This window comes from Streptomyces daqingensis, from assembly GCF_014645895.1.
Lineage (GTDB): Bacteria > Actinomycetota > Actinomycetes > Streptomycetales > Streptomycetaceae > Streptomyces > Streptomyces daqingensis.
The window spans coordinates 1-21487 of sequence record NZ_BMMP01000021.1 but is presented as its reverse complement, the minus strand read 5'-3'; the positions used below and the strand labels follow the sequence as shown (position 1 = coordinate 21487).

The following is a 21487-nucleotide window of genomic DNA, read 5'->3' as shown; positions in this document are numbered from 1 at the left end:
CCGAAGTTTCGCTGCTCCAGCGTTCCCGTCCCCGAGCAAAGGAGACCCCAGTGCACTTGCCGCCGACCGCTGACGACGGCACCGACGCCCCCTGCGGCCCCGCTGCGTTGCACTTCCCGCACGGACTGGACGCGGACAGCTGGCGCCGTGCTTCGCGCAGACTCTTGCTGAAGATGCTCAGCGAGTTCGCCTACGAGGGGATCATCGAACCGGAACACGATCCGGACGCTCGGCCCGACTCCCACACAGACGCTTCCTCGGGGGGCGCCGCAGGCCGGCCGTACCGCCTGCGCGTCGACGACGGGCTCACCCTCCGGTTCCGAGCCCGGCGCGGCGCGTACGGCCACTGGAACATCGCCCCGGCGTCGCTCAGCCCCGCGGACGCGGACCCCTTCACCTTCCTCGCTCACGCGCACGAATCCGTGCTCGGGCTGACCGGCGACACCACAGGGCATCTGATCCGCGAGCTGACGGCCACGCTCACCGCGGACGTCCGTTCGGCCGCGCGGGAACTCACGGCGGAACGCCTCGCCGACCTCGGCTACGCGGAACTCGAAGGGCACCAGAAGGGCCACCCGTGGCTCGTCGCCAACAAGGGCCGGATGGGCTTCTCCGCGTCCGACGCGGCCCGTTGGGCCCCGGAGTCGCGCAGCGCGGAGAGACTGCCCTGGATCGCCGTACGGACCGGCCTGGCCGCGTACCGCGGAGTGCCCTCCCTCGCCGAACCGCAGCAGCTCTACGCACGCGAGCTGTCGCCGGAGACGCTCCGCAGCTTCCGCTACACACTGCGCAAACGGGGGCTGCAGGCCGAGGACTACCTCTTCCTGCCCGTTCACCCCTGGCAGTGGGAGGAGATGATCGCACCGCTCTACGCCGCCTCCCTCGCCTCCGGTGACATCGTTCCCCTGCCCACGGACGGGGATCTGCGACTGCCCCAGCAGTCGATCCGCACCTTCCTCAACACCAGCCGCCCGGAACGGCTCACGGTGAAACTGCCGCTGTCCGTGCTCAACACCCTCGTCTGGAGGGGCCTGCCCACCGAGCGCACCCTGGCCGCCCCAGCCGTGACCCGCTGGATCCACGGGCTGCGGGACGGCGACGCCTACCTCCGGGACGAGTGCCGGGTGATCCTGCTCGGCGAGGTCGCCTCCGTCACCGTCTCCCACCCCCTGTTCGACCGGCTTCCGCAAGTGCCGTACCAGTACCGCGAACTGTTGGGCTGCATCTGGCGCGAACCGCTGTCCGGACAGCTGGACTCGGGCGAGCGGGCCCGCACCCTCGCGGCCCTCATCCACACCGACGCCCGCGGCCGCTCCCTGACGGCGGAGCTCGTGGGACGCTCCGGGCTGGAGCCGCGCGTGTGGCTGCGCCACCTGTTCGCCGCCCTGCTCCCGCCGCTGCTGCACTTCCTCTACCGGTACGGGACGGTCTTCTCCCCGCACGGCGAGAACGCCATCGTCGTCTTCGACGAGGACGACGTGCCGGTGCGCCTGGCGGTGAAGGACTTCGTGGACGACGTCAACGTGAGCGCCGAGCCCGTGCCGGATCTCGCCGGGATGCCGCCGGAGGTGGGCGAGGTGCTGCTGCGGGAGCCGCCGGACTTCCTCACCCAGTTCATTCACTCCGGTCTGTTCGTGGGCGTCTTCCGGTACCTGGCGCCGCTCTGCGAGGAGCAACTGCACGTACCGGAAGCGGAGTTCTGGGCGCTCGTGAGAGCGGAGACCGAGCGCTACCACGCCCGCTTCCCCGAGATGAAGGACCGCTTCGGCACCTTCGACCTGCTCACGCCGCGCATCGACAGGCTCTGCCTCAACCGCAACCGTCTGCATCTGGACGGTTACCGCGACAGGCCGGACCGGCCGCACGCCGCCGTGCACGGCACGGTCGCCAATCCGCTGAGCCCCTCCGCCGGGCTCCCGCCGGGGTGAGCGCGGCCGACGCGTTGTCAGAGGCGGCGCGTAGGGTGCGGTGTCTATGAGCAAGCCCGCCCTCACCGATCTCCTGCACGCCGCCGTCACCGCTGTCGGCGGCACCGAACGCCCCGGTCAGATCGCCATGGCCGAGGCGGTCGCCGAGGCCGTCGACAGCGGCACCCATCTGCTGATCCAGGCGGGCACCGGCACGGGCAAGTCGCTCGGCTACCTGGTCCCGGCGCTGGCGCACGGCGAGCACGTCGTGGTCGCGACGGCGACACTCGCCCTCCAGCGCCAGCTGGTCGAGCGCGACCTTCCCCGCACGGTCGATGCGCTTCATCCCCTGCTGCGCCGCCGTGCCGAGTTCGCCATGCTCAAGGGCCGCTCGAACTACCTGTGCCTCCACCGGCTGCACGAGGGCGTTCCGCAGGACGAGGAAGAGGGGCTCTTCGACCCTTTCGAGGGCGCCGCTCCCACGTCCTCGCTCGGGAAGGACCTGCTGCGTCTGCGCGACTGGTCGGACGAGACGGAGACGGGAGACAGGGACGACCTGCGTCCCGGCGTCTCGGACCGGGCCTGGAAACAGGTCTCGGTCTCCGCGCGCGAGTGCCTGGGCGCGTCCAAGTGCGCGTACGGCGCGGAGTGTTTCGCGGAGGCCGCCCGCGAGCGGGCCAAGCTCGCCGACGTCATCGTGACCAACCACGCTCTGCTGGCGATCGACGCCATCGAAGGCGCTCCCGTGCTCCCGCCGCACGACGTCCTGATCGTCGACGAGGCGCACGAACTGGTCTCGCGGGTGACCGGCGTCGCGACGGGCGAGCTGACCCCGGGCGGCGTCAACCGGGCGGTGCGCCGCGCAGCGCGACTCGTCGACGAGAAGGCGGCCGACCGTGCGCTGACAGCGGCGGAGGGATTCGAACGCCTCATGGAGCTGGCACTTCCCGGACGCCTCGAAGTCGTCCCGGAGGAGCTCGGCCACGCCCTGATGGCGCTCCGCGACGCGACGCGCGAATGCATCACCGCGCTGGGCAACACCCGCGACAAGTCGGTGCAGGACGAGGACGCCGTGCGCAAACTGGCCCTCGCGGCGATGGAGAACGTCCACGACGTCGCCGAACGGGTCGTGGAGGGCTCGGAGTTCGACGTCATCTGGTACGAGCGGCACGACCGCTACGGCGCGTCCCTGCGCGTCGCGCCGCTCTCCGTGTCGGGGCTGCTGCGCGAGAAGCTGTTCGCGGACCGCTCCGTCGTGCTCACCTCGGCGACTCTGAAGCTCGGGGGCGACTTCAACGGGGTGGGCGCCTCACTCGGCCTGGCGCCCGAACGCGTCATGGAGGACGACTCGCCGGGCGGTGAGGGAGAGAAGTCCGGGGAGGAGACACCCCAGTGGCGCGGACTGGACGCCGGCTCCCCGTTCGACTACCGCAAGCAGGGGATCCTCTACGTCGCCGGCCATCTGTCGCCGCCCGGCCGGGAGGGCCAGCGGCGCGACATGCTCGACGAACTCGCCGACCTGGTGGGCGCGGCGGGCGGGCGCACGCTCGGGCTCTTCTCCTCCATGCGGGCCGCGCAGGCCGCCGCGGAGGATCTGCGGGGACGGCTCGACGTGCCCATCCTGTTGCAGGGAGAGGAGACGCTGGGCGAGCTGATCAGGCGCTTCTCGGAGGACGCGGAGACGTGCCTGTTCGGGACGCTCTCCCTCTGGCAGGGCGTCGATGTCCCAGGGCCGAGCTGCCAGCTCGTCGTGATGGACCGGATCCCCTTCCCGCGCCCGGACGACCCGCTGATGAGCGCCCGGCAGAAGGCGGTCGAGGAGCACGGCGGGAACGGCTTCATGGCTGTCGCCGCCACTCATGCGGCGCTGCTGATGGCCCAGGGGTCCGGCCGGCTCGTGAGGGCGTCCGAGGACCGGGGTGTGGTCGCGGTCCTCGACCCGCGTCTGGCGCGTGCTCGGTACGGAGGCTTCCTGAGGGCCTCCATGCCGGACTTCTGGTACACGACCGACCGCAACCAGGTACGCCGGTCACTCGCCGCGATCGATGCGGCAGCCAAGGAGACAGCGCCTTCGGGCCGGTAGTAGCCCTCAGACCGGCTTTCGCCACACGGAGACGTGTTTGCCGGATGCCGGGCCGAACGGAGCGCCCTTCCAGTCCGCCACGCGCCGTTCCAGCTCCAGGCCGGCGATCCGTGCCATCAGGTCCAGCTCCGCCGGCCAGGCGTACCGCTGCCGGCAGCTCCCGCGGCGGTAGCGGCCGTCGTCGCCGTCGCGGGTGAGGTGGTGGGAGACGAGCGTCTGGTTGACCAGATCGAAGGTGTCGAAGCCGAGATGCCGCTCGGAGACGTCGAAGGGCACCGCGATTTGGCCGGGCGGCAGGAACCGCAGAGGCGGCACGCCCAGTTCGACGACGAACCTGCCGCCCGGCGCCAGATGGCGTGCGGCGTTGCGGAAGCATTCGACCTGCTCGTCCTGCGTGAGCAGGTTCGCGATGGTGTTGTAGACGAGGTAGACCAAGGCGAACTCGCCTGGGACGACGGTGGTTGCCATGTCGCCGATGACGACCGGTAGCGCGTCCTCGTCGACCTTGCGCCGCAGAACCGCTGCCATGTGCTCGGACAGTTCGATGCCCACCACGGGAACGCCGCGTTCGCGTAGGGGAACGCCCACCCGCCCGGTGCCGATGGCGAATTCCAGTGCGCGACCTCCTCCGGCAAGCTCCGCGAGGAAGGTGAGGGTCGGCTCAAGAACGGCGGCCGAGGAGTTCTCGCGCTCCTCGGCGTCGTAGCGTTCGGCGGTTTCACGGGGCCACAAATCGCTGCTCGTCACGGGCTGCACCTTGCCGGGTTGCGACCGTCCCTGTCGAAGCATTTTCCACTGGTTCCTGCCGTTTCCCGCCGCACCTTCCGCGGGCTGCGTTCGCTAGCTTCCCGGCGCAGCCGGCTCGACGTGGCGAGGACGAGGCAGCGGTGCGTCCGCGCACAACAGAGCCGCCGGTCCCGGCGCAGTGGAACCGACGGCTCGTGACCCGGCGAGGGGGCGGATGCGGGTCACACCCTTCGCAGCACCGCCACGACCTTGCCGAGGATGGTGGCGTCGTCGCCAGGGATCGGCTGGTAGGAGGCGTTGTGCGGCAGCAGCCACACGTGTCCGTCCTCGCGCTTGAAGCGCTTGACGGTCGCCTCGCCGTCCAGCATGGCGGCGACGATGTCCCCGTTCTCGGCCACGGGCTGACGGCGCACTGTCACCCAGTCCCCGTCGCAGATGGCCGCCTCGACCATCGAGTCACCGACGACCTTGAGCACGAACAGCTCGCCGTCACCGACCAGTTGACGCGGCAACGGGAAGACGTCCTCGACCGACTCCTCCGCGAGGATCGGACCGCCTGCGGCGATGCGGCCGACGAGCGGCACGTAAGAGGCGGAAGGCTTGCCCGCGGTGTCGGTGGCCGCCTGCGTGCTGGGCGTGTCCGAGCCGCGCACCTCATAGGCGCGCGGACGGTGCGGGTCGCGGCGCAGGAAGCCCTTGCGTTCGAGGGCCATCAGCTGGTGGGCGACGGAGGACGTGCTGGAGAGCCCGACGGCCTGACCGATCTCCCGCATCGACGGCGGGTAGCCGCGCCGCTGCACAGAGTCGCGGATCACCTCGATCACCCGGCGCTGCCGGTCGGTGAGCCCAGAACTGTCCGCACGGATCCCTGGAGGTCGTCCGGGCAGCGAGCGCTTGGCTTGCTGTTCCTCGGGCGCTTCCGGGCTCACGGGACCGTCGTTCAGTGACTGAACGCGATCGACCGACTGCGTGGGACGGTTCTGGGAGGTGATGGTGGCGCTGTCTGCGGTTGTGGTCACGTCGGCCCCTCTCGAGCGGTTCTCCCTAGTGGGACAACGGTAGTTGGTTTCGAAAGGTTGCGCCAAACACACGTTCGAGTGAAAATCTCCGGTTCTTCGCGTCGAAGTCGCGCCGACGGTGTAGAGGGTGTTCTCTTCGGGTGCCGCCGCCCGCTCGCGGGACCGCCATGCCGGCCGCTTCGAGTCGGTGTGGGAGGAGTCTCCCAGGTGTGCCCCGATGCGTCTGCGGCGGCTCTCCTCGCGTAGGGTCGGGAGCGCCGCGCGAGCTGCGACACGCATCGCGGTATCTGACGCACCGACACCAGATCTAGTGGTTAGATTGGCGTACGCCACCCACAAGTTGTGGTCCCGGGGGATTCATTCGTCTCTTCGTCGCTTATGCTTGTGGCAACTTCGCGGGCCCTTCCGGTGCCCGCCGAGGGGTGTACCAGTCATGCACGAAGCGGGCTTCTCGCAGGCTCAAGGAGGGTGGGGAAAATGCACTGTCCCTTCTGCCGACACCCCGACAGTCGCGTGGTCGACAGCCGCACGGCCGACGACGGCACCGCGATCCGGCGTCGCCGCCAGTGTCCGGACTGCTCCCGCCGCTTCACGACGGTGGAGAGTGCGTCCCTGATGGTGATCAAGCGCAGCGGCGTCACCGAACCGTTCAGCCGGGACAAGGTCATCGCCGGTGTGCGCAAGGCCTGCCAGGGGCGTCCCGTCACCGAGGACGCGCTGGCGCAACTCGGGCAGCGTGTCGAGGAGGCTGTGCGCGCCACCGGGAGCGCGGAACTGTCCGCGCACGACGTGGGGCTGGCGATACTCGGCCCGCTCCAGGACCTCGATCTTGTGGCCTATCTGCGCTTCGCCTCCGTCTACCGCGCCTTCGAGTCCCTGGAGGACTTCGAGGACGCCGTGCAGGAGCTGCGCGAAGCACGGAGAGGCGTGGGGGCGAGCGAGCAGGGAGCGGGCGGCGAAGCCCGCGGGGGAAGTGGGGCGGACGGCGGGAGCGGGAGTTCCGCACCGCCGGCAGCGGTGCCCGCCGCCGACTGAGCGGCAGCACGCCAGGACTTTCGACCCGGCTCTGGTGCGTCCGCGCGCCACGGGCCGGCACAAGCCATCGGACACAGCAAGGTGCCCTGGGAAGATTCGGGGTACATCGGGGCGTTATGCCCGGTACAGGGAGGCGGAATGACAGAGACGACGAGCGGCCCGGCACGCGGCTCCCGCGCGAAGGGCGGCAAGGGAAGCAAGGGGCTGCGCATCGAGCGCGTCCACACGACTCCCGGAGTGCATCCTTACGACGAGGTGACCTGGGAGTACCGGGACGTCGTCATGACGAACTGGCGCGACGGATCGATCAACTTCGAGCAGCGTGGCGTCGAGTTCCCCGCCTTCTGGTCGGTCAATGCGGCCAACATCGTCACCAGCAAGTACTTCCGCGGGGCGGTGGGCACGCCGCAGCGCGAGAACAGCCTCAGGCAGCTCATCGACCGCGTGGTCAAGACGTACCGCGCGGCCGGTGAGGAGAACGGCTACTTCGCGTCGCCGGCGGACGCCGAGATCTTCGAGCACGAGCTGGCCTACGCGGTTCTGCACCAGATCTTCAGCTTCAACTCGCCGGTGTGGTTCAACGTCGGCACCACGCAGCCGCAGCAGGTGTCCGCCTGCTTCATCCTGTCCGTCGACGACTCCATGGAGTCGATCCTCGACTGGTACAAGGAAGAAGGGATGATCTTCAAGGGCGGTTCGGGCGCCGGTCTCAACCTCTCCCGCATCCGTTCCTCGAAGGAACTCCTCTCGTCCGGCGGCAACGCCTCCGGGCCCGTCTCCTTCATGCGCGGGGCCGACGCCTCGGCAGGAACGATCAAGTCCGGCGGCGCCACGCGCCGTGCGGCGAAGATGGTCGTGCTCGACGTCGACCACCCCGACGTCGAGGCCTTCATCGAGACGAAGGTGAAGGAAGAGGAGAAGATCCGGGCCCTGCGCGACGCGGGCTTCGACATGGACCTGGGCGGGGACGACATCACCTCCGTCCAGTACCAGAACGCCAACAACTCGGTCCGTGTCACGGACGAGTTCATGAAGGCCGTCGAGTCCGGCTCCAAGTTCGCGCTGCGCGGGCGCATGACCGGTGAAGTCGTGGACGAGGTCGACGCCAAGTCGCTCTTCCGCAAGATGGCGGAGGCCGCACACGTCTGCGCCGATCCCGGCATCCAGTACGACGACACCATCAACCACTGGCACACCTCGCCGGAGTCCGGACGCATCACCGCGTCCAACCCCTGCAGCGAGTACATGCACTTGGACAACTCGTCCTGCAACCTCGCCTCGCTCAACCTGATGAAGTTCCTTCAGGACGACGACGAAGGCAACCAGTCCTTCGACGCCGCGCGGTTCGCGAAGGTCGTGGAGCTGGTCATCACGGCGATGGACATCTCCATCTGCTTCGCCGACTTCCCCACGGAGAAGATCGGTGAGACGACGCGGGCCTTCCGCCAGCTGGGCATCGGCTATGCCAACCTGGGCGCCCTGCTGATGGCCACGGGCCACGCCTACGACTCCGACGGCGGGCGCGCGCTCGCCGGCAGCATCACCTCGCTGATGACGGGCGTGTCGTACCGGCGTTCGGCTGAACTGGCCTCTGTCGTCGCCCCGTTCGACGGGTACGCACGCAACGCCGACGCCCACAACCGCGTCATGCGGCAGCACTCCGACGCGAACGCGGCCGCCAAGCGCGCCGACGACCTGGACACGCCGGTGTGGGCCGCGGCCACCGAAGCCTGGCAGGACGTCCTGCGGCTGGGCAAGAAGAACGGATTCCGCAACGCGCAGGCCTCTGTCCTCGCGCCGACGGGCACCATCGGCCTGATGATGGACTGCGACACCACGGGTGTCGAACCCGACCTGGCTCTGGTCAAGTTCAAGAAGCTGGTCGGCGGCGGCTCCATGCAGATCGTCAACAACACCGTGCCGAAGGCCCTCAAGCGGCTGGGCTACCAGGCGGAGCAGGTCGAGGCGATCGTCGAGTACATCGCCGAGCACGGCAACGTGGTGAACGCTCCCGGTCTGCGGCCCGAGCACTACGACGTCTTCGACTGTGCGATGGGCGAACGTTCCATCTCCCCCATGGGGCACGTGCGGATGATGGCGGCAGCCCAGCCGTTCCTCTCCGGGGCGATCTCCAAGACGGTGAACATGCCCGCGTCCTCCACCGTCGAGGACGTCGAGGAGATCTACCTCCAGGGCTGGAAGCTCGGCACGAAGGCGCTCGCCGTCTACGTCGAGAACTCCAAGGTCGGCCAGCCGCTCTCCGCCAAGCGCAAGGAGGAGAAGAAGGCGGAGGCGGAGCCGGAGAAGGTCATCGAGTACCGGCCCGTCCGGCAGCGCCTGCCCAAGGGACGCCCCGGGATCACCACTTCCTTCACCGTGGGCGGCGCCGAGGGCTACATGACGGCCAACTCCTACCCGGACGACGGGCTGGGCGAGGTCTTCCTGAAGATGTCCAAGCAGGGCTCGACGCTCGCGGGCATGATGGACGCCTTCTCGATCGCCGTCTCGGTCGGCCTGCAGTACGGCGTGCCGCTGGAGACGTACGTCTCGAAGTTCACCAACATGCGCTTCGAGCCGGCAGGCATGACGGACGACCCGGACGTGCGCATGGCGCAGTCGATCGTGGATTACATCTTCCGGCGGCTGGCGCTGGACTTCCTTCCCTTCGAGACGAGGTCCGCCCTCGGCATCCACTCCGCAGGGGAGCGGCAGCGCCACCTGGAGACCGGTTCGTATGAGCCGTCCGAGGAGGAGCTGGACGTCGAGGGCCTGGCGCAGTCGGCTCCGAAGGCCGAGACGGTCAAGGAGGCGAAGGAGAAGGCCAGGGAAGAGGCCAAGGCAGAAGGAGTCAGCGAGACGCAGGCCCCGGCGCCCGCGCCGGGCGGTGCGCACAACTCGACGGAGCTGATGGAGATGCAGCTCGGTCTCAACGCCGACGCACCGCTGTGCTTCTCCTGCGGCACCAAGATGCGCCGGGCGGGCAGCTGCTACCTCTGTGAGGGGTGCGGTTCGACGAGCGGCTGCAGCTGACAGGCAGAGGTAGGGCATATGCGCGCGTGAGTGTGCGCAGCTGAAGTGCCCAGTCTCAGGGGCGGGGGCGCCGACCACCGGTCGGCGCCCCCGTTCGCGTTTCCGGTTCCTTTGCGGTCAGCCGCTCCGCTCGCTGGGTGGCGGGGCCAACTCGTCCAGTTCGGCTGCGATCGCCTTTCGCAGCGGGTCGTGCTGCGTGCCGAGTGCGAACCGCTCCTCGCGCCATCGGTCGCCGGGATACAGCCACACCGGCTTGCCCACCAGCTCGTCCGGCTCCCAGTCGAAGCGAGGCCACACGTGGGCATGAAGGAAAGCGTCGGTGTTGCCGAGGATCTCCAGATTCACGCGCCTGAAGGCGGAGTCGAGGCGGCTGCAGGCGCGTTCGACTGCTTCCCCCAGGCGGTCCATGTCGGAGAGGAAGGAGATCCGCTTCGCCCTGGACAGTTCCGACAGCCGTTGCACCTTCGGGTCGTCGGTCAGCAGCAGCGAATACCCCGGCAGGAACTGAACGTCCCCGATCACCGCGAAGCCGGACTCCATCCTTCGCAGCACGCTGGGGTTCGCGCCCCGCAGGGCACTGCCAATCCGGTCCTCTCGCCAGTCGTCCGTCATAGCGGAAACCTATCCGTCAGCGCTCTCCGGAGGGCTTGGCCGGCCGAAGAGCCCCGGCGGCACGGGGTACGACACGGTGCGGAGCGAGGGTGTCACGGACGGCGCCGGGCGGACGGAGGATGGGGGCATGAGCCAGAACTCCGGACCGGTGCTGGTCACAGGCGGCACAGGCACGCTTGGCCGGCGGGTCGTCTCCGAACTGCTGGAGCGGGGGCGGGCCGTGCGGGTCCTCAGCCGTCGTCCGCGGCCCGCTGCGGGTACGGCATCCGATGCCGAGACGCAGGTGGACACTCCGAGAACCGAGTGGGTGAGAGGCGACCTCACCACGGGGGCCGGGCTGGACGGAGCCGTCGCCGGCGTGGGCTGCGTCATCCACTGCGCCACGACGGGCTCCGGTAAGGACCTCGCGGCCACACGGACGCTGATCGAGGCCGTACGACGGTCGGGAGACGCACCGCACCTGGTCTACATCTCCATCGTCGGCGTCGACCGGATCCCCTTCTCCCACTACCGGGCGAAACTGGCCGCGGAGAAGGTCATCGAGGAGAGCGAGCTGCCGTGGAGCGTCCTGCGCACCACGCAGTTTCACGATCTCATCGCACGCATCACCTCGATCCAGCGGCGACTCCCGGTGACGATGTATCCGGCTGGCATGTCGGCTCAGCCGATCGAGGCGGACGAAGTCGCCCGGCGACTCTCCGAGTTGTCCGCAGGCGAGCCCGCAGGGCGAGTGGCCGACATGGGCGGTCGGAGGTGCGCACCATGCGCGAGTTCGCGCTGCTCACCCTGCGTGCATACGGCCTGCGAGGACCGCTCGTACCGGTACGGCTCCCCGGGAGAGCAGCCAGGGCTTACCGGGAAGGGCATCACACGACGCCCGGTCACGCGGTCGGCGTCCGTACTTACAGCGAGTATCTGGGCGTTGTCACCGCCGTACGAGGCCGCCGTAGCCGATGACCGGTGGAGCGCTCCCCGGAGAGCCGTACCGAGCTGCGCGCGAGCACAATTCGAGGACCGTGTGCGTACGGATTGTCACTCTCTTGGCCGTACGATGGCGCGGTGCTGGTCAAGTGGATGCGCTGCACCGTCGTGGACCGTCGGGGGTTCGAGCGCGGGCAGCGGAAGTGGGCGGGACTGCTCGGCGAGCCGGGATTCCGGGGTCAGGGCGGCGGCTGGAGCCGTGCCCGGCCGGGAGTCGCGCATCTCTTCGGGTTCTGGGAGAGCCGGGCCTTCTACGACTCCTTCATGGCCCGCTCCCACGACCGGCTCCATGCCGCCCAGGTCGGCACGTACAAGGACATGCGGGTACGCCTCTTCGAGTACCGCTTCGACGTGAAGACGGGGTTCCGGCCCGTCTTCACGGACGCCGATCTGCTGCGCGTCGCTCACTGCCGGGTCCGCACTGACCGCATCGAGCACTACACGCTCATGCAGGAGAAGGTGTGGAATCCGGCCATGGCCGGTTCGCCGGGGATGCTGCGCGGGGTCTTCACGCAGGCCCAGGCCGAGGACGAATTCATGGTCCTCTCCATGTGGGACTCGGCTGCCGAGCACGGCAAGTACCGCACAGAGCGAGTAGAGCGGCTCGCGCTGCGTGCCCAGTTGGGTGCGGACGTGACCGGTATCGCGGGCGATGTGATCGACCTCGAACCCTCCTGGACCGTCTGATCTGCCTGGGTGAGCCTAGAGTGGCCCTATGGCAAGACCTCGTCGCATCGTCCTGGTCAGGCACGGAGAGTCCGAGGGGAACAACGACGACTCCATCTACGAGCGGGTCCCGGACCACGCGCTGGCACTGACGGAACGGGGCGTTCACCAGGCGGAGGAGACTGGCGAGCACCTGCGGAAGCTTTTCGGTCAGGAGCGGATCTCCGCATATGTCTCGCCGTACCGGCGGACCCACCAGACCCTCGCCGCGTTCCGGCTGGATCCGGCGCTGATCCGCGTGCGCGAGGAGCCGCGCCTGCGGGAGCAGGACTGGGGGAACTGGCAGGACCGCGAGGACGTACGCAAGCAGAAGGAGTACCGCAACGCGTACGGACACTTCTTCTACCGCTTCGCGCAGGGGGAGTCCGGGGCCGACGTCTACGACCGCGCCGGCGCCTTCCTGGAGAGCCTGTGGCGGAGCTTCGAGAGGCCCGACCACCCGCCCAACGTGCTGATCGTCACGCATGGCCTGACCATGCGCCTGTTCTGCATGCGATGGCTGCACTGGACCGTGGCGGAGTTCGAGTCGCTGTCGAACCCCGGCAACGCGGAGACGCGTACGCTGGAACTGGGGAGTGACGGCAGGTACCACCTCGACCGGCCCTTCGAGCAGTGGTGCACACCGCGCTCGTACAGTTCCCTCGGCTGAATCCATCTCGGTGGACGCGCGACGATGAACTCTCCGGACGAAGACACCGCGCCACACGGCTCGTTGCACGAGCCGGAGGACGAACACGCCGTGTCCGGCGAGGAAATGGCCGGCGCGGGTGAACGCACTCTGAGCGAGAAGCCTTTGGACGGCCCCCCGGAGCAGGACGGCGGCACTCAGCGCTACGCTGAGGCGGCCATGCCGTACAAGCCTCCGACGCACACCGTCGAGCGGTCGATCCGCGCGAAGACGGGTGCCAAGCTGATCGCCGGTATCGACGAGGTCGGTCGGGGAGCGTGGGCCGGTCCCGTGACTGTCTGCGCGGCCATCACCGGCCTGCGCCGCCCCCCTGAGGGACTCACCGACTCCAAGCTCCTCACCGTCAAGCGGCGCACGGAGCTCGCCGGGATACTGAACAAGTGGGTCACCGCTCACGCGCTCGGGCACGCCTCTTCGGAGGAGATCGACGCGCTCGGCATGACGGCGGCCCTGCGGCTCGCCGCCGTACGCGCGCTGGACGCCCTTCCCGTCCGGCCTGACGCGGTCATCCTCGACGGCAAGCACGACTACCTCGGCATGCCCTGGCGGGTGCGTACCGTGATCAAGGGCGACCAGTCGTGCATCTCGGTGGCTGCGGCCTCCGTCCTCGCCAAGGTGCGCCGAGACGCTCTGATGGCCGAACTCGGAAGCGAGCACGCGGACTTCGCCTTTCACGACAATGCCGGGTACCCCTCGCCAGTGCACAAGACGGCGCTTCAGGCGCTCGGGCCGACACCGATCCACCGCATGTCGTGGGCCTTCATGGACGCGCTTCCCCGCTGGCAGCACCTGAAGCGGACGCGGGTTGAATCGGCCGAGGACCCGTCCGTGGACCAGATGAGCATCTTCTGAAACAGCAGGCGGGAGCCCCGATGCCGGGAGTCGCACCCGCTCACGGAACCAGAACCGACGTTTGATAGACATCACCCCATGCCTCTCACTCCTGAGGAGCCAAAGATTCACGAGAGTGTCCCGGGCCCCCGCAACATCGCGGCCGCCACCCGAACTCCGCAGGCTTCCCGCTCCGCAGCACCCGTCCCCGGCCCCCGTAATGCGTCCCGCCCCGCGCATCCCCGTGCGGACAGCAAGGGACCGACACCGGGCCGCCCAGGCACCGTTCGCAGCGGTGGCCCGTCGCAGCAGCGCGGCACCCCGGCCTCGGGCAGCGGTACTCCGACTGCGACCGCACAGATCGAACTTGTAGGCGCCACAGACGACACGGCCGTCGACGTCGCCGACGAGACCGTCGACAAGCTCCTGGACGACGGCATCGCGCCCGGTGACATCCTGCTCCTCACCACCGGGGATCAGCATCCGTGGGCCCAGCATGAACTCTCCTTCGGTGAGGACGCCTACTGGCGTCAACTGGCCGATGGCAACGACGTGTTCTGCGTCAGCGCTGATGCGCTGTCGCGCGTCGCCCAGCGGACAGTGGTGGTCCTGTCGGTCAACGGCGGTAGCGACGTGTCGGCGGCGGAGGCATTGCCCGCCGCGCTGGCGAAAGCCGGGGAGCGGCTGATCGTCTGCGGCGACCCGCAGCGTCTTCGCGACTTGCTGTGACGCCGTACCTGCGCCTGCTTCCCGAAGCTGAGCTGAGCGGGACGTACCGCTGAGCGTTCGATCTGAGATCGGCCGCTGTGGCTCCGGCCGGGCCGGAGCCACAGCCAAGGCTCGGTGGCGTTCGGCTGCGCTTCAGCCCTGCACGGCGAGGACCAGAGGCAGGACACCCGATGCGCCTGCTCCCCTCAGCAGCCGCGCCGCAACGGCCAGAGTCCAGCCCGTGTCGGCGAAGTCGTCCACGAGCAGAAGCGGGCCGTCTGCTTCGGCGACCGCACGTTCAAGTGGCTCCGGCAAGGTCAGCGCCGCGTGGAGCGCACGCACCCGCTGCGCGCCGTTGCTGCGTGAGGGTGCGCCCATAGCCGCATGTTCGGTGTACGTCACGGTGCCCAGCAGCGGTATGCGGCCCACAGAGGAGATGCGTTCTCCCAAGGAGCGCACCAGTTGCGGCCTGGAACGGGAATCGACGGTGACCACACCGACCGGGCGGGCCGAGCCGTCCGCAGCGCCCGTCGCCCAGCCCCCCGGCCCCTTGGCCCAGTCGGCAAGGACCTCGACAGCCGCTTGCGCGACGTCGTCCGGCACAGGCCCGTCCCCGGCCTGAGGGGTGAGCAGCGGACGGAGCCGGTTGCCCCAGCCGATGTCCGACAGCCGGCCCAAAGCCCTCCCGGCGGCGGCCTGCTGGTCTGCCGGAATGCGGCCCTTCAGCGGGACGCCGACCGCGGGAAGTCCCGTCGGCCACATCTTCCGCGGCTCCACCTCCACTCCGGGCCGGGCGAGTTCACCGCGCGCCGCCTCAAGCATCGCGTCGGAGACGTGGGAATCGAACCGGGCGCCCGAGCAGTTGTCGCAGCGACCGCACGGCGCCGCGGACTCGTCGTCCAGCTGTCTGCGCAGGAACTCCATCCGGCATTCGGTGGTCGCGGCGTACTCGCGCATCGCCTGCTGCTCGGACTCCCGCTGACGGGCCACCCAGGCGTACCTCTCCGCGTCGTACGTCCAGGGCTGCCCTGTGGCAGTCCAGCCACCGCGGACCCGGCGGACTGCGCCGTCCACGTCCAGCACCTTGAGCATCGTCTCCAGCCGGGAGCGCCGCAGATCCACCTGCGGTTCGAGTGCGGGCAGTGAGAGCGGCCGCTCCGAGGACGCGAGCGCCTCCAGCGTCCGGCGCACCTGTTCCTCGGCGGGGAAGGAGAGGGAGGCGAAGTACCGCCAGATCGCCTCGTCCTCCGGGCCGGGGAGCAGAAGGACTTCGGCATGCTCCACGCCGCGTCCCGCGCGCCCGACCTGCTGGTAGTAGGCGATGGGGGAGGAGGGCGACCCGAGATGTACGACGAAGCCCAAGTCCGGCTTGTCGAAGCCCATTCCCAGAGCAGAGGTGGCAACGAGCGCCTTCACGCGGTTGGCCAGCAGATCAGCCTCGGCGGCTTCTCGCTCCGCGTGCTCCGTCCGGCCCGTGTAGGAGCCCACCTCGCGTCCCTGAGCGCGCAGGAAGGCCGTCACCTCCTCCGCGGCGGCGACCGTGAGCGTGTAGACGATGCCGGAGCCCGGAAGCTTCTCGAGGTGGTCCGCGAGCCACGCCATGCGATGCGCCGCATTGGGCAGTCGCAGCACACCCAGACTCAGGCTCTCCCGGTCCAGAGGCCCGCGCAGCACCAGCGCCGCGTCGGCCTGACCGCCCTCCGCCGCGTCCCCATGCGGCGCTCCGGTGCCGAGTTGCTCCGCTACGTCGGCCGTCACGCGGGCGTTGGCGGTGGCCGTCGTCGCCAGCACGGGGACTCCCGGGGGCAGTTCGGCCAGCATGGTGCGGAGCCGCCGGTAGTCCGGCCGGAAATCATGCCCCCAGTCGGAGATGCAGTGCGCCTCGTCCACGACCAGCAGCCCGGTGGCCGCGGTGAGCCGGGGCAGCACCTCGTCGCGGAAGTCCGGATTGTTGAGCCGCTCCGGGCTGACGAGCAGCACGTCGACCGCGCCCTCGGTGATCTCGGCCTGGATCGCCTCCCACTCCTCCGTGTTGGCGGAGTTGATCGTACGGGCGTGGATACCGGCCCGCTCGGCGGCCGCCACCTGGTTGCGCATCAGTGCCAGGAGCGGGGAGACGATGACGGTGGGGCCGCTTCCGCGGGTGCGCAGCAACGCCGTCGCCACGAAGTACACAGCTGACTTGCCCCAACCCGTCCGCTGAACGACCAGCGCACGCCTTCGCTCGGCGACCAGCGCCTCGATCGCCCGCCACTGGTCCTCGCGCAGACGGGCCGGCTCGGCACCTGCCGTCTCGGCGTCCGCGGATCCGACGAGACGGGTCAGGACGCTATCGGCCTCACGGCGCAGCTCTGAGTCGTTCATGCCCCCATGCAACCCGACGGCATAGGGGTACCGCGAATGAGCCTGTGGATAAGCCACGTTCCGTAGTACTAGACATACGAATCGTGATGGCTGTGGATAAGTGCGGACGAAATTTGTGCGCGGCAAGGCACTGTCCTGGCATGACGCAGCGAGAGAGCCGGCACCGCACCCACAGCGAGAACGACGACCGCACCGCCCGAGGAGTCCGGGGCGGCGACGAACCGGAAGGCGCCACCCGTAGCGCACACCGCACACCGCTCCAGGGGGCGGGGGAGATCGCCCTGCGAGGCCCTGCCCAGCTGGCCGACGCGCTTCCGTACCTCCTCGGCTTCTACCCCGACGACTCCATCGTGGTCGTCGCCCTGCACGGCGATCGCCGCCGGTTCGGCGGCCGCATCAGGCTGGGTCTGCCCGCTGACCCGGGGGAGTGGCCTGCAGTCTCGGCCCAGGTCGCGGCCTGCCTGGAGGATAACGTCAAGTCGGGCGGGCGCCGTCCCGAAGGCGCCATCGTGTACCTCTGCCAGGACCCCGCCGGCGGTGAGTCGGGGCGGGAGGTGACGGAGCGCTTGCGTCCGCTCGCGCAGGCACTCCGAACCGCGTGCGGCGAGCGCGAGATGCCGGTGTGGGAGGCGCTGTGCCTCTCGGGCGGGTCGTTCTGGTCCTACTGCTGCCCGGACGCCGAGTGCTGTCCTGCTGAGGGCCGGCCCATGGGCGTTCCCGGCACCTCCCCGATGGCGGCGGCGGCCGCCTACGCGGGTATTCAAGTGCGAGGCTCCCTGCGGGAGCTGGAGCGCAGGCTCGCCCCACTGGAGCTGAGGGCGGCCGAGGCGCAGGAGCGGGCCCTGGATCGCGCCGGCAGACTCCTCGTGCCGCGCATGCTCGCACCCGGCACCCGCCCGGCGGTCGAAGCGGAGACGATCGAACTGGCCGAAAGGCTGCTGACCCGCTACCGGGCGGACGCACCCCCGAGCGAGGACGCCGCCGCTGCCGATGCTCACGACGACGAGCTGCTGGGTCACGAAGAGGCAGCGCTGCTGCTCCTCGGCTTGCAGGACCGCAGGACCAGGGACCGGGCAGCCGAATGGATGGAGGGCGACGACGTCGACCCGGCCTTGCGGCTGTGGCGTGCGCTGGCGCGGCGCTGCGTCGGCCCGTACACGGAGCACTCCGCCGCTCCGCTGACGCTCACAGGCTGGGTGGCGTGGTCCGGGGGTGACGAGGCCACTGCCCGCGTCGCTCTGGACCGGGCCCTCGAGAACGACCCGGAGTACTCGTTCGCCCGATTGCTGCACCAGCTCTTCAACGAGGAAACCGATCCGGAACTGCTGCGCGGCTGTATGCGCAAGGAGCGTGAGGCCCGCAGGGCCCTCGAGACCCAGGATCGTCCGAACGGGGCGCCACGAAGTGGCCCGTGACCTGCGCGCCAGTCCGTCCGTTCTGTTGAGTGCGGACGCCGCTCATCCCCACCGCCCGGCCCGTCCGGATCCAAGAACCAGGAAAGCGGAGGAACGCTCCATGTCTCCTACGCCGCAGTCCACTTCATCGCAGAAGCGCCGTCGGGACGAACAGCAGGCGCGGGCAGAGAAGAGGCCCCTCGAGCTGGCGGCGCGTCCCGGCCAAGGCGTCGGAGGATCGCCATCGGAAACGGGGCGGACCGAAAACAGGGCGGAGCACCAGACAGCCCACTCCGCACTGATCTGCGTGGCCGCCCCTCACCTCGCTGTCTCTCCCGAACATGGCCAACTGACCGGACAGGGAATGGAGGGCGTCTACTACGCGGGGCGCAGGGTTCTCGCGCGCAGCCGACTGCTCATCGCCGGCATGGAACCCCTTCCGCTGCAGGGGCGCATGGTCAGTGCCTGGCGTGCCCGCTTCGTCTCCACCGCGCGCACCACCCCTGCCGACGGTCCCGACCCGGCGATCATGGTCGAGCGGTTGCGTTCGGCGGACGGCACGGAGCAAATCACGCTGCGCAATGCCGGAGGGGTTTCGGCAAGGGTCCCGCTCGAGCTGCGGCTGGGTACGGACCTGGCGGAGATCGCTCAGGTGGCAGTCGGGTGTGCAGGGCAGGAGCTGCCCGGAACCGTGCACGGGGCCGGCCTGTCCTGGACTTCGAGAGATTTCCGCGCCCGCGTCGCCGCCGATCCTCAGCCGGAAAGCTGCTGGGCACAACTCGGCGTGCTGCGGTGGGACTGGGAGCTGCCTCCAGGTGAGTCCCGCACCGTGACGCTCAGCGCCGATCTCACCAGGACAGCTTCCTCGAACTCTCGCGCAAGGAAGAACGTCCGCCCTCCGAACGTGATCTCACGGGCTGCCAGACCACCCCGGCTGTGGCACGGTGCCCGGGCGCGTGGTGACGACCCGAGGGTGGGCGCACTCTTCCGCGTCTGCCTCGATGACGCCAACGCGCTGCTGATGGCCGATCCCGCTGCCTCGTCGGACCTCCATCTGGTGGCGGGAGTGCCCTGGCGCGGGGCCTTCGCCCCGGTCGAGTCCCTGCAGGCCGCCCGGATGCTCCTCCCACTCGGGACCAGGCTCGCAGCAGGAACGTTGCGAACCCTCGCACGAGGACAGATCACCGGGTCCGGGCGCGAGTCGGGTCGCCTGCCCGGCTCGATGAGACTAGCCGGCCCGTACGCCCCGCCCAGCTGCACAGGCATCGAAGCCACCCTGCTTTTCCCCGCGTTGCTTGCCGAAGCATGCCGCTGGGGCCTCCCAGCGAGTGACGCGGAAGAGCTCCTGCCGGCAGCCCAGCGAGCGCTGCAGTGGATGCTGCGCGCCGTGGACCAGCGGCCCTATCTGCCCGACCCCGTGCCCGACGGCCCGTACAGGTGCGAGGTCCAGGCTGGGGCGCACCGGGCGGCTCTGCTCGGAGCCGAACTCCTCGACGCCCACGGATGCGACGGGGGAGGGGAGTTGAAGGAATGGGCCAGCGCACTGCGAGGACGCTTCCTGAAGGACTTCTGGTCCGACGACGACAGCGGCGGAAGACCGGTCGCCCTGCGCACTCGAAAGGGCGGCCCCGTCGCCTACCTGGGTTGCGCGGCAGTCGAATTGCTGGACACCGGCCTGCCTCGTGTCGGCGAACCGGCAGAGAGCCTGCTGACCGCGGAGCAGACCGAGCAGCTCGCCCGCCTGCTGGCGGGCCCCTCGCTCAACTCGGGGTGGGGGTTGCGCAGCCTTGACTGCCGCGATGCGAGGTACAACCCGTTCGGTCACCGGAGTGGGGCTGTGCGTCTCCAGGAGTCGGTCACGGCGGTGACAGGGCTTGCCAGGTCGGGGCACGCGCGTGAGGCAGGGGCCTTGCTGCGCGGGATCGTCGACGCGGCAGGACGCTTCGGTCTGCGTCTGCCGGAGATGTACGCAGCGGAGCAACGCTCGCGAGGCGGCCTGCCCGTTCCGCATCCGGCAGCGTGCCGCCCCGCAGCCGTCGCCGCGGCCGGAGGCATCCAACTGCTCCTGGCGCTCGCCGGACTGCACCCGAACGTGCCCGAGGGCACCCTCACCCTGCGTCCCCTGGCCACCGCTCCCCTGGGAGCCGTGGAGTTCGGCGGCTTGCGCGTCGCGGGAGAGCCTCTTTCGGTCCGGGTGAGCGACGCAGGGCAGGGAGAAGTCTCCGAGATGCCAGGGAGCTTGCGACTCGCGGACTGACACGGTCCCGGCAGGGACTCGGACGGCGAGCCCTGCGGAGAACCTGGCAGAGAGCCGTTTGGGAACGCTCTGTTTATCGTCAGGGAGACGACTATGATCACGCCATGCCCTACGATCCGTCGGCCTTCCCTCCCTTCGCTGTCACCGTCGACCTCGTGGTGCTCACAGTCCGCAGACACGCCCTGTGCGCACTCGCCGTGCGTCGCGGTGAAGAGCCCTACAAGGGGATGTGGGCGCTCCCAGGAGGCTTCGTCCGGGCCGACGAGGACTTGGCCACGGCAGCAGCGCGCGAACTCGCGGAGGAGACCGGGCTGCGGGCCCACGATCAGGAAAGCCGTTCCCCGGGAGCGCACCTGGAACAACTCGCCACCTACGGCGATCCCGGACGGGACCCCCGGATGCGGGTGGTCAGCGTCGCGCATCTCGCGCTCGCCCCCGACCTCCCCTCGCCGACGGCCGGCGGCGACGCCCGCAGCGCACGCTGGGCGCCGGTGGAAGCGCTGCTCGGCACAGGTGAGGCCTCCGCACAGGACAGCGAGTCCCGCAGTCCGCTCGCCTTCGACCACGGGGAGATCCTGGCCGCCGGAGTCGAGAGGGCCCGCTCGAAGATCGAGTATTCCTCCCTCGCAACGGCCTTCTGTCCGCCGGAATTCACTGTCGGAGAGCTGCGCCGCGTGTACGAGGCCGTGTGGGGAGTCGTACTCGACCCGCGGAACTTCCACCGCAAGGTGACGGGTACGCCCGGTTTTCTCGTCCCCAGCGGTGGCACGACGACGCGGCAGGGCGGCCGCCCAGCGCAGCTCTTCCGTGCGGGAGGAGCGACATTGCTGAACCCGCCCATGCTGCGCCCCGAAGTCTGAGCTCGATCAGCATCCTGAACTCCGGGCCGAGCTTGGCCCGGAGTCTGAACTCGCCCCTGAGTCAGCAGGTGAAGTCAGCCCTCGTCCGACCCACCCGGCATCTGAACGCTCCGGTACCTGACTGGATATCCGACGGAGCGAGCTCCGGCCGGCCGGTCAGGCCGCTGACCTAGGCCGTGTCTTCAATTGATCTTGTGTGGTGGATCATGGTCGGGTGATACGTCGCCATGAACTGTCCGATGAAG

The 21487-nt window shown here is 69.5% G+C and carries 14 protein-coding genes and 2 pseudogenes; 12 read left to right on the top strand and 4 right to left on the bottom strand.

The window, feature by feature from the left end; genetic code table 11:
* Positions 1-56 precede the first annotated feature (56 nt).
* Together IEY56_RS24905 and IEY56_RS24900 are read left to right on the top strand one after the other, a co-directional pair.
* Positions 57-1928 carry an IucA/IucC family protein gene (locus IEY56_RS24905; RefSeq protein WP_373292185.1) on the top strand — a complete coding sequence of 624 codons (1872 nt, stop codon included), beginning with the start codon at positions 57-59 and terminating at the stop codon, positions 1926-1928.
* Positions 1929-1974: 46 nt separating this feature from the next.
* On the top strand, positions 1975-3990 hold the full coding sequence (locus IEY56_RS24900) for an ATP-dependent DNA helicase (RefSeq protein ID WP_189039520.1): 2016 nt from the start codon (positions 1975-1977) through the stop codon (positions 3988-3990).
* 6 nt (positions 3991-3996) lie between these two features.
* Here the strand turns inward: IEY56_RS24900 and IEY56_RS24895 are convergent, their stop codons facing one another.
* Positions 3997-4737: a class I SAM-dependent DNA methyltransferase gene (locus tag IEY56_RS24895; protein ID WP_189039519.1), complete on the bottom strand. Its 741-nt coding sequence runs from the start codon at positions 4735-4737 to the stop codon at positions 3997-3999.
* Positions 4738-4958: 221 nt separating this feature from the next.
* Positions 4959-5636: pseudogene (gene lexA / locus IEY56_RS24890) on the bottom strand (transcriptional repressor LexA); the annotation flags it as partial.
* Between the two features lie 597 nt (positions 5637-6233).
* On the opposite strand from lexA, the gene nrdR reads away from it, so the two are divergent.
* Positions 6234-6791, top strand: coding sequence for a transcriptional regulator NrdR (nrdR, locus tag IEY56_RS24885; protein ID WP_189039517.1), 558 nt, complete (start codon positions 6234-6236; stop codon positions 6789-6791).
* A 138-nt stretch (positions 6792-6929) separates the two neighbouring features.
* A complete protein-coding gene (locus IEY56_RS24880) occupies positions 6930-9821 on the top strand; it encodes a vitamin B12-dependent ribonucleotide reductase (RefSeq protein WP_189039516.1) in 2892 nt (963 codons plus the stop codon).
* A gap of 117 nt (positions 9822-9938) precedes the next feature.
* Here the strand turns inward: IEY56_RS24880 and IEY56_RS24875 are convergent, their stop codons facing one another.
* A complete protein-coding gene (locus tag IEY56_RS24875) occupies positions 9939-10433 on the bottom strand; it encodes an HIT family protein (protein ID WP_189039515.1) in 495 nt (164 codons plus the stop codon).
* Positions 10434-10560: 127 nt separating this feature from the next.
* Here IEY56_RS24875 and IEY56_RS28980 point away from each other — a divergent pair.
* The 5 genes and pseudogenes from IEY56_RS28980 to IEY56_RS24850 form a co-directional block, all read left to right on the top strand.
* Positions 10561-10965, top strand: a pseudogene (locus tag IEY56_RS28980) (SDR family oxidoreductase); the annotation flags it as partial.
* Between the two features lie 527 nt (positions 10966-11492).
* Positions 11493-12101 (top strand): YdbC family protein, encoded by a 609-nt coding sequence (locus IEY56_RS24865; RefSeq protein WP_189039514.1) that lies wholly within the window; start codon positions 11493-11495, stop codon positions 12099-12101.
* A 28-nt stretch (positions 12102-12129) separates the two neighbouring features.
* Positions 12130-12789 (top strand): histidine phosphatase family protein, encoded by a 660-nt coding sequence (locus tag IEY56_RS24860; protein ID WP_189039513.1) that lies wholly within the window; start codon positions 12130-12132, stop codon positions 12787-12789.
* A gap of 198 nt (positions 12790-12987) precedes the next feature.
* Positions 12988-13680 carry a ribonuclease HII gene (gene rnhB / locus IEY56_RS24855; RefSeq protein WP_189039568.1) on the top strand — a complete coding sequence of 231 codons (693 nt, stop codon included), beginning with the start codon at positions 12988-12990 and terminating at the stop codon, positions 13678-13680.
* A 78-nt stretch (positions 13681-13758) separates the two neighbouring features.
* Entirely contained in the window at positions 13759-14388 is a 630-nt protein-coding gene (locus tag IEY56_RS24850; protein ID WP_189039512.1) for a hypothetical protein, read from the top strand.
* Between the two features lie 132 nt (positions 14389-14520).
* Here the strand turns inward: IEY56_RS24850 and IEY56_RS24845 are convergent, their stop codons facing one another.
* Positions 14521-16731 carry a RecQ family ATP-dependent DNA helicase gene (locus IEY56_RS24845; protein ID WP_189039511.1) on the bottom strand — a complete coding sequence of 737 codons (2211 nt, stop codon included), beginning with the start codon at positions 16729-16731 and terminating at the stop codon, positions 14521-14523.
* Positions 16732-16871: 140 nt separating this feature from the next.
* Here IEY56_RS24845 and IEY56_RS24840 point away from each other — a divergent pair, with 140 nt between their 5' ends.
* The 3 genes from IEY56_RS24840 to IEY56_RS24830 all read left to right on the top strand — a co-directional run bounded on the left by IEY56_RS24840 (position 16872) and on the right by IEY56_RS24830 (position 21242).
* Positions 16872-18146: a DUF4192 domain-containing protein gene (locus IEY56_RS24840; RefSeq protein ID WP_189039510.1), complete on the top strand. Its 1275-nt coding sequence runs from the start codon at positions 16872-16874 to the stop codon at positions 18144-18146.
* A gap of 343 nt (positions 18147-18489) precedes the next feature.
* The gene (locus IEY56_RS24835) at positions 18490-20382 is read left to right on the top strand and encodes a glycogen debranching N-terminal domain-containing protein (RefSeq protein ID WP_229712177.1); all 1893 of its coding nucleotides are present in this window, start codon (positions 18490-18492) and stop codon (positions 20380-20382) included.
* Between the two features lie 104 nt (positions 20383-20486).
* Positions 20487-21242, top strand: a complete 756-nt coding sequence (locus IEY56_RS24830; protein ID WP_189039508.1) for an NUDIX hydrolase — start codon at positions 20487-20489, stop codon at positions 21240-21242.
* The last annotated feature ends 245 nt before the right edge of the window (positions 21243-21487 follow it).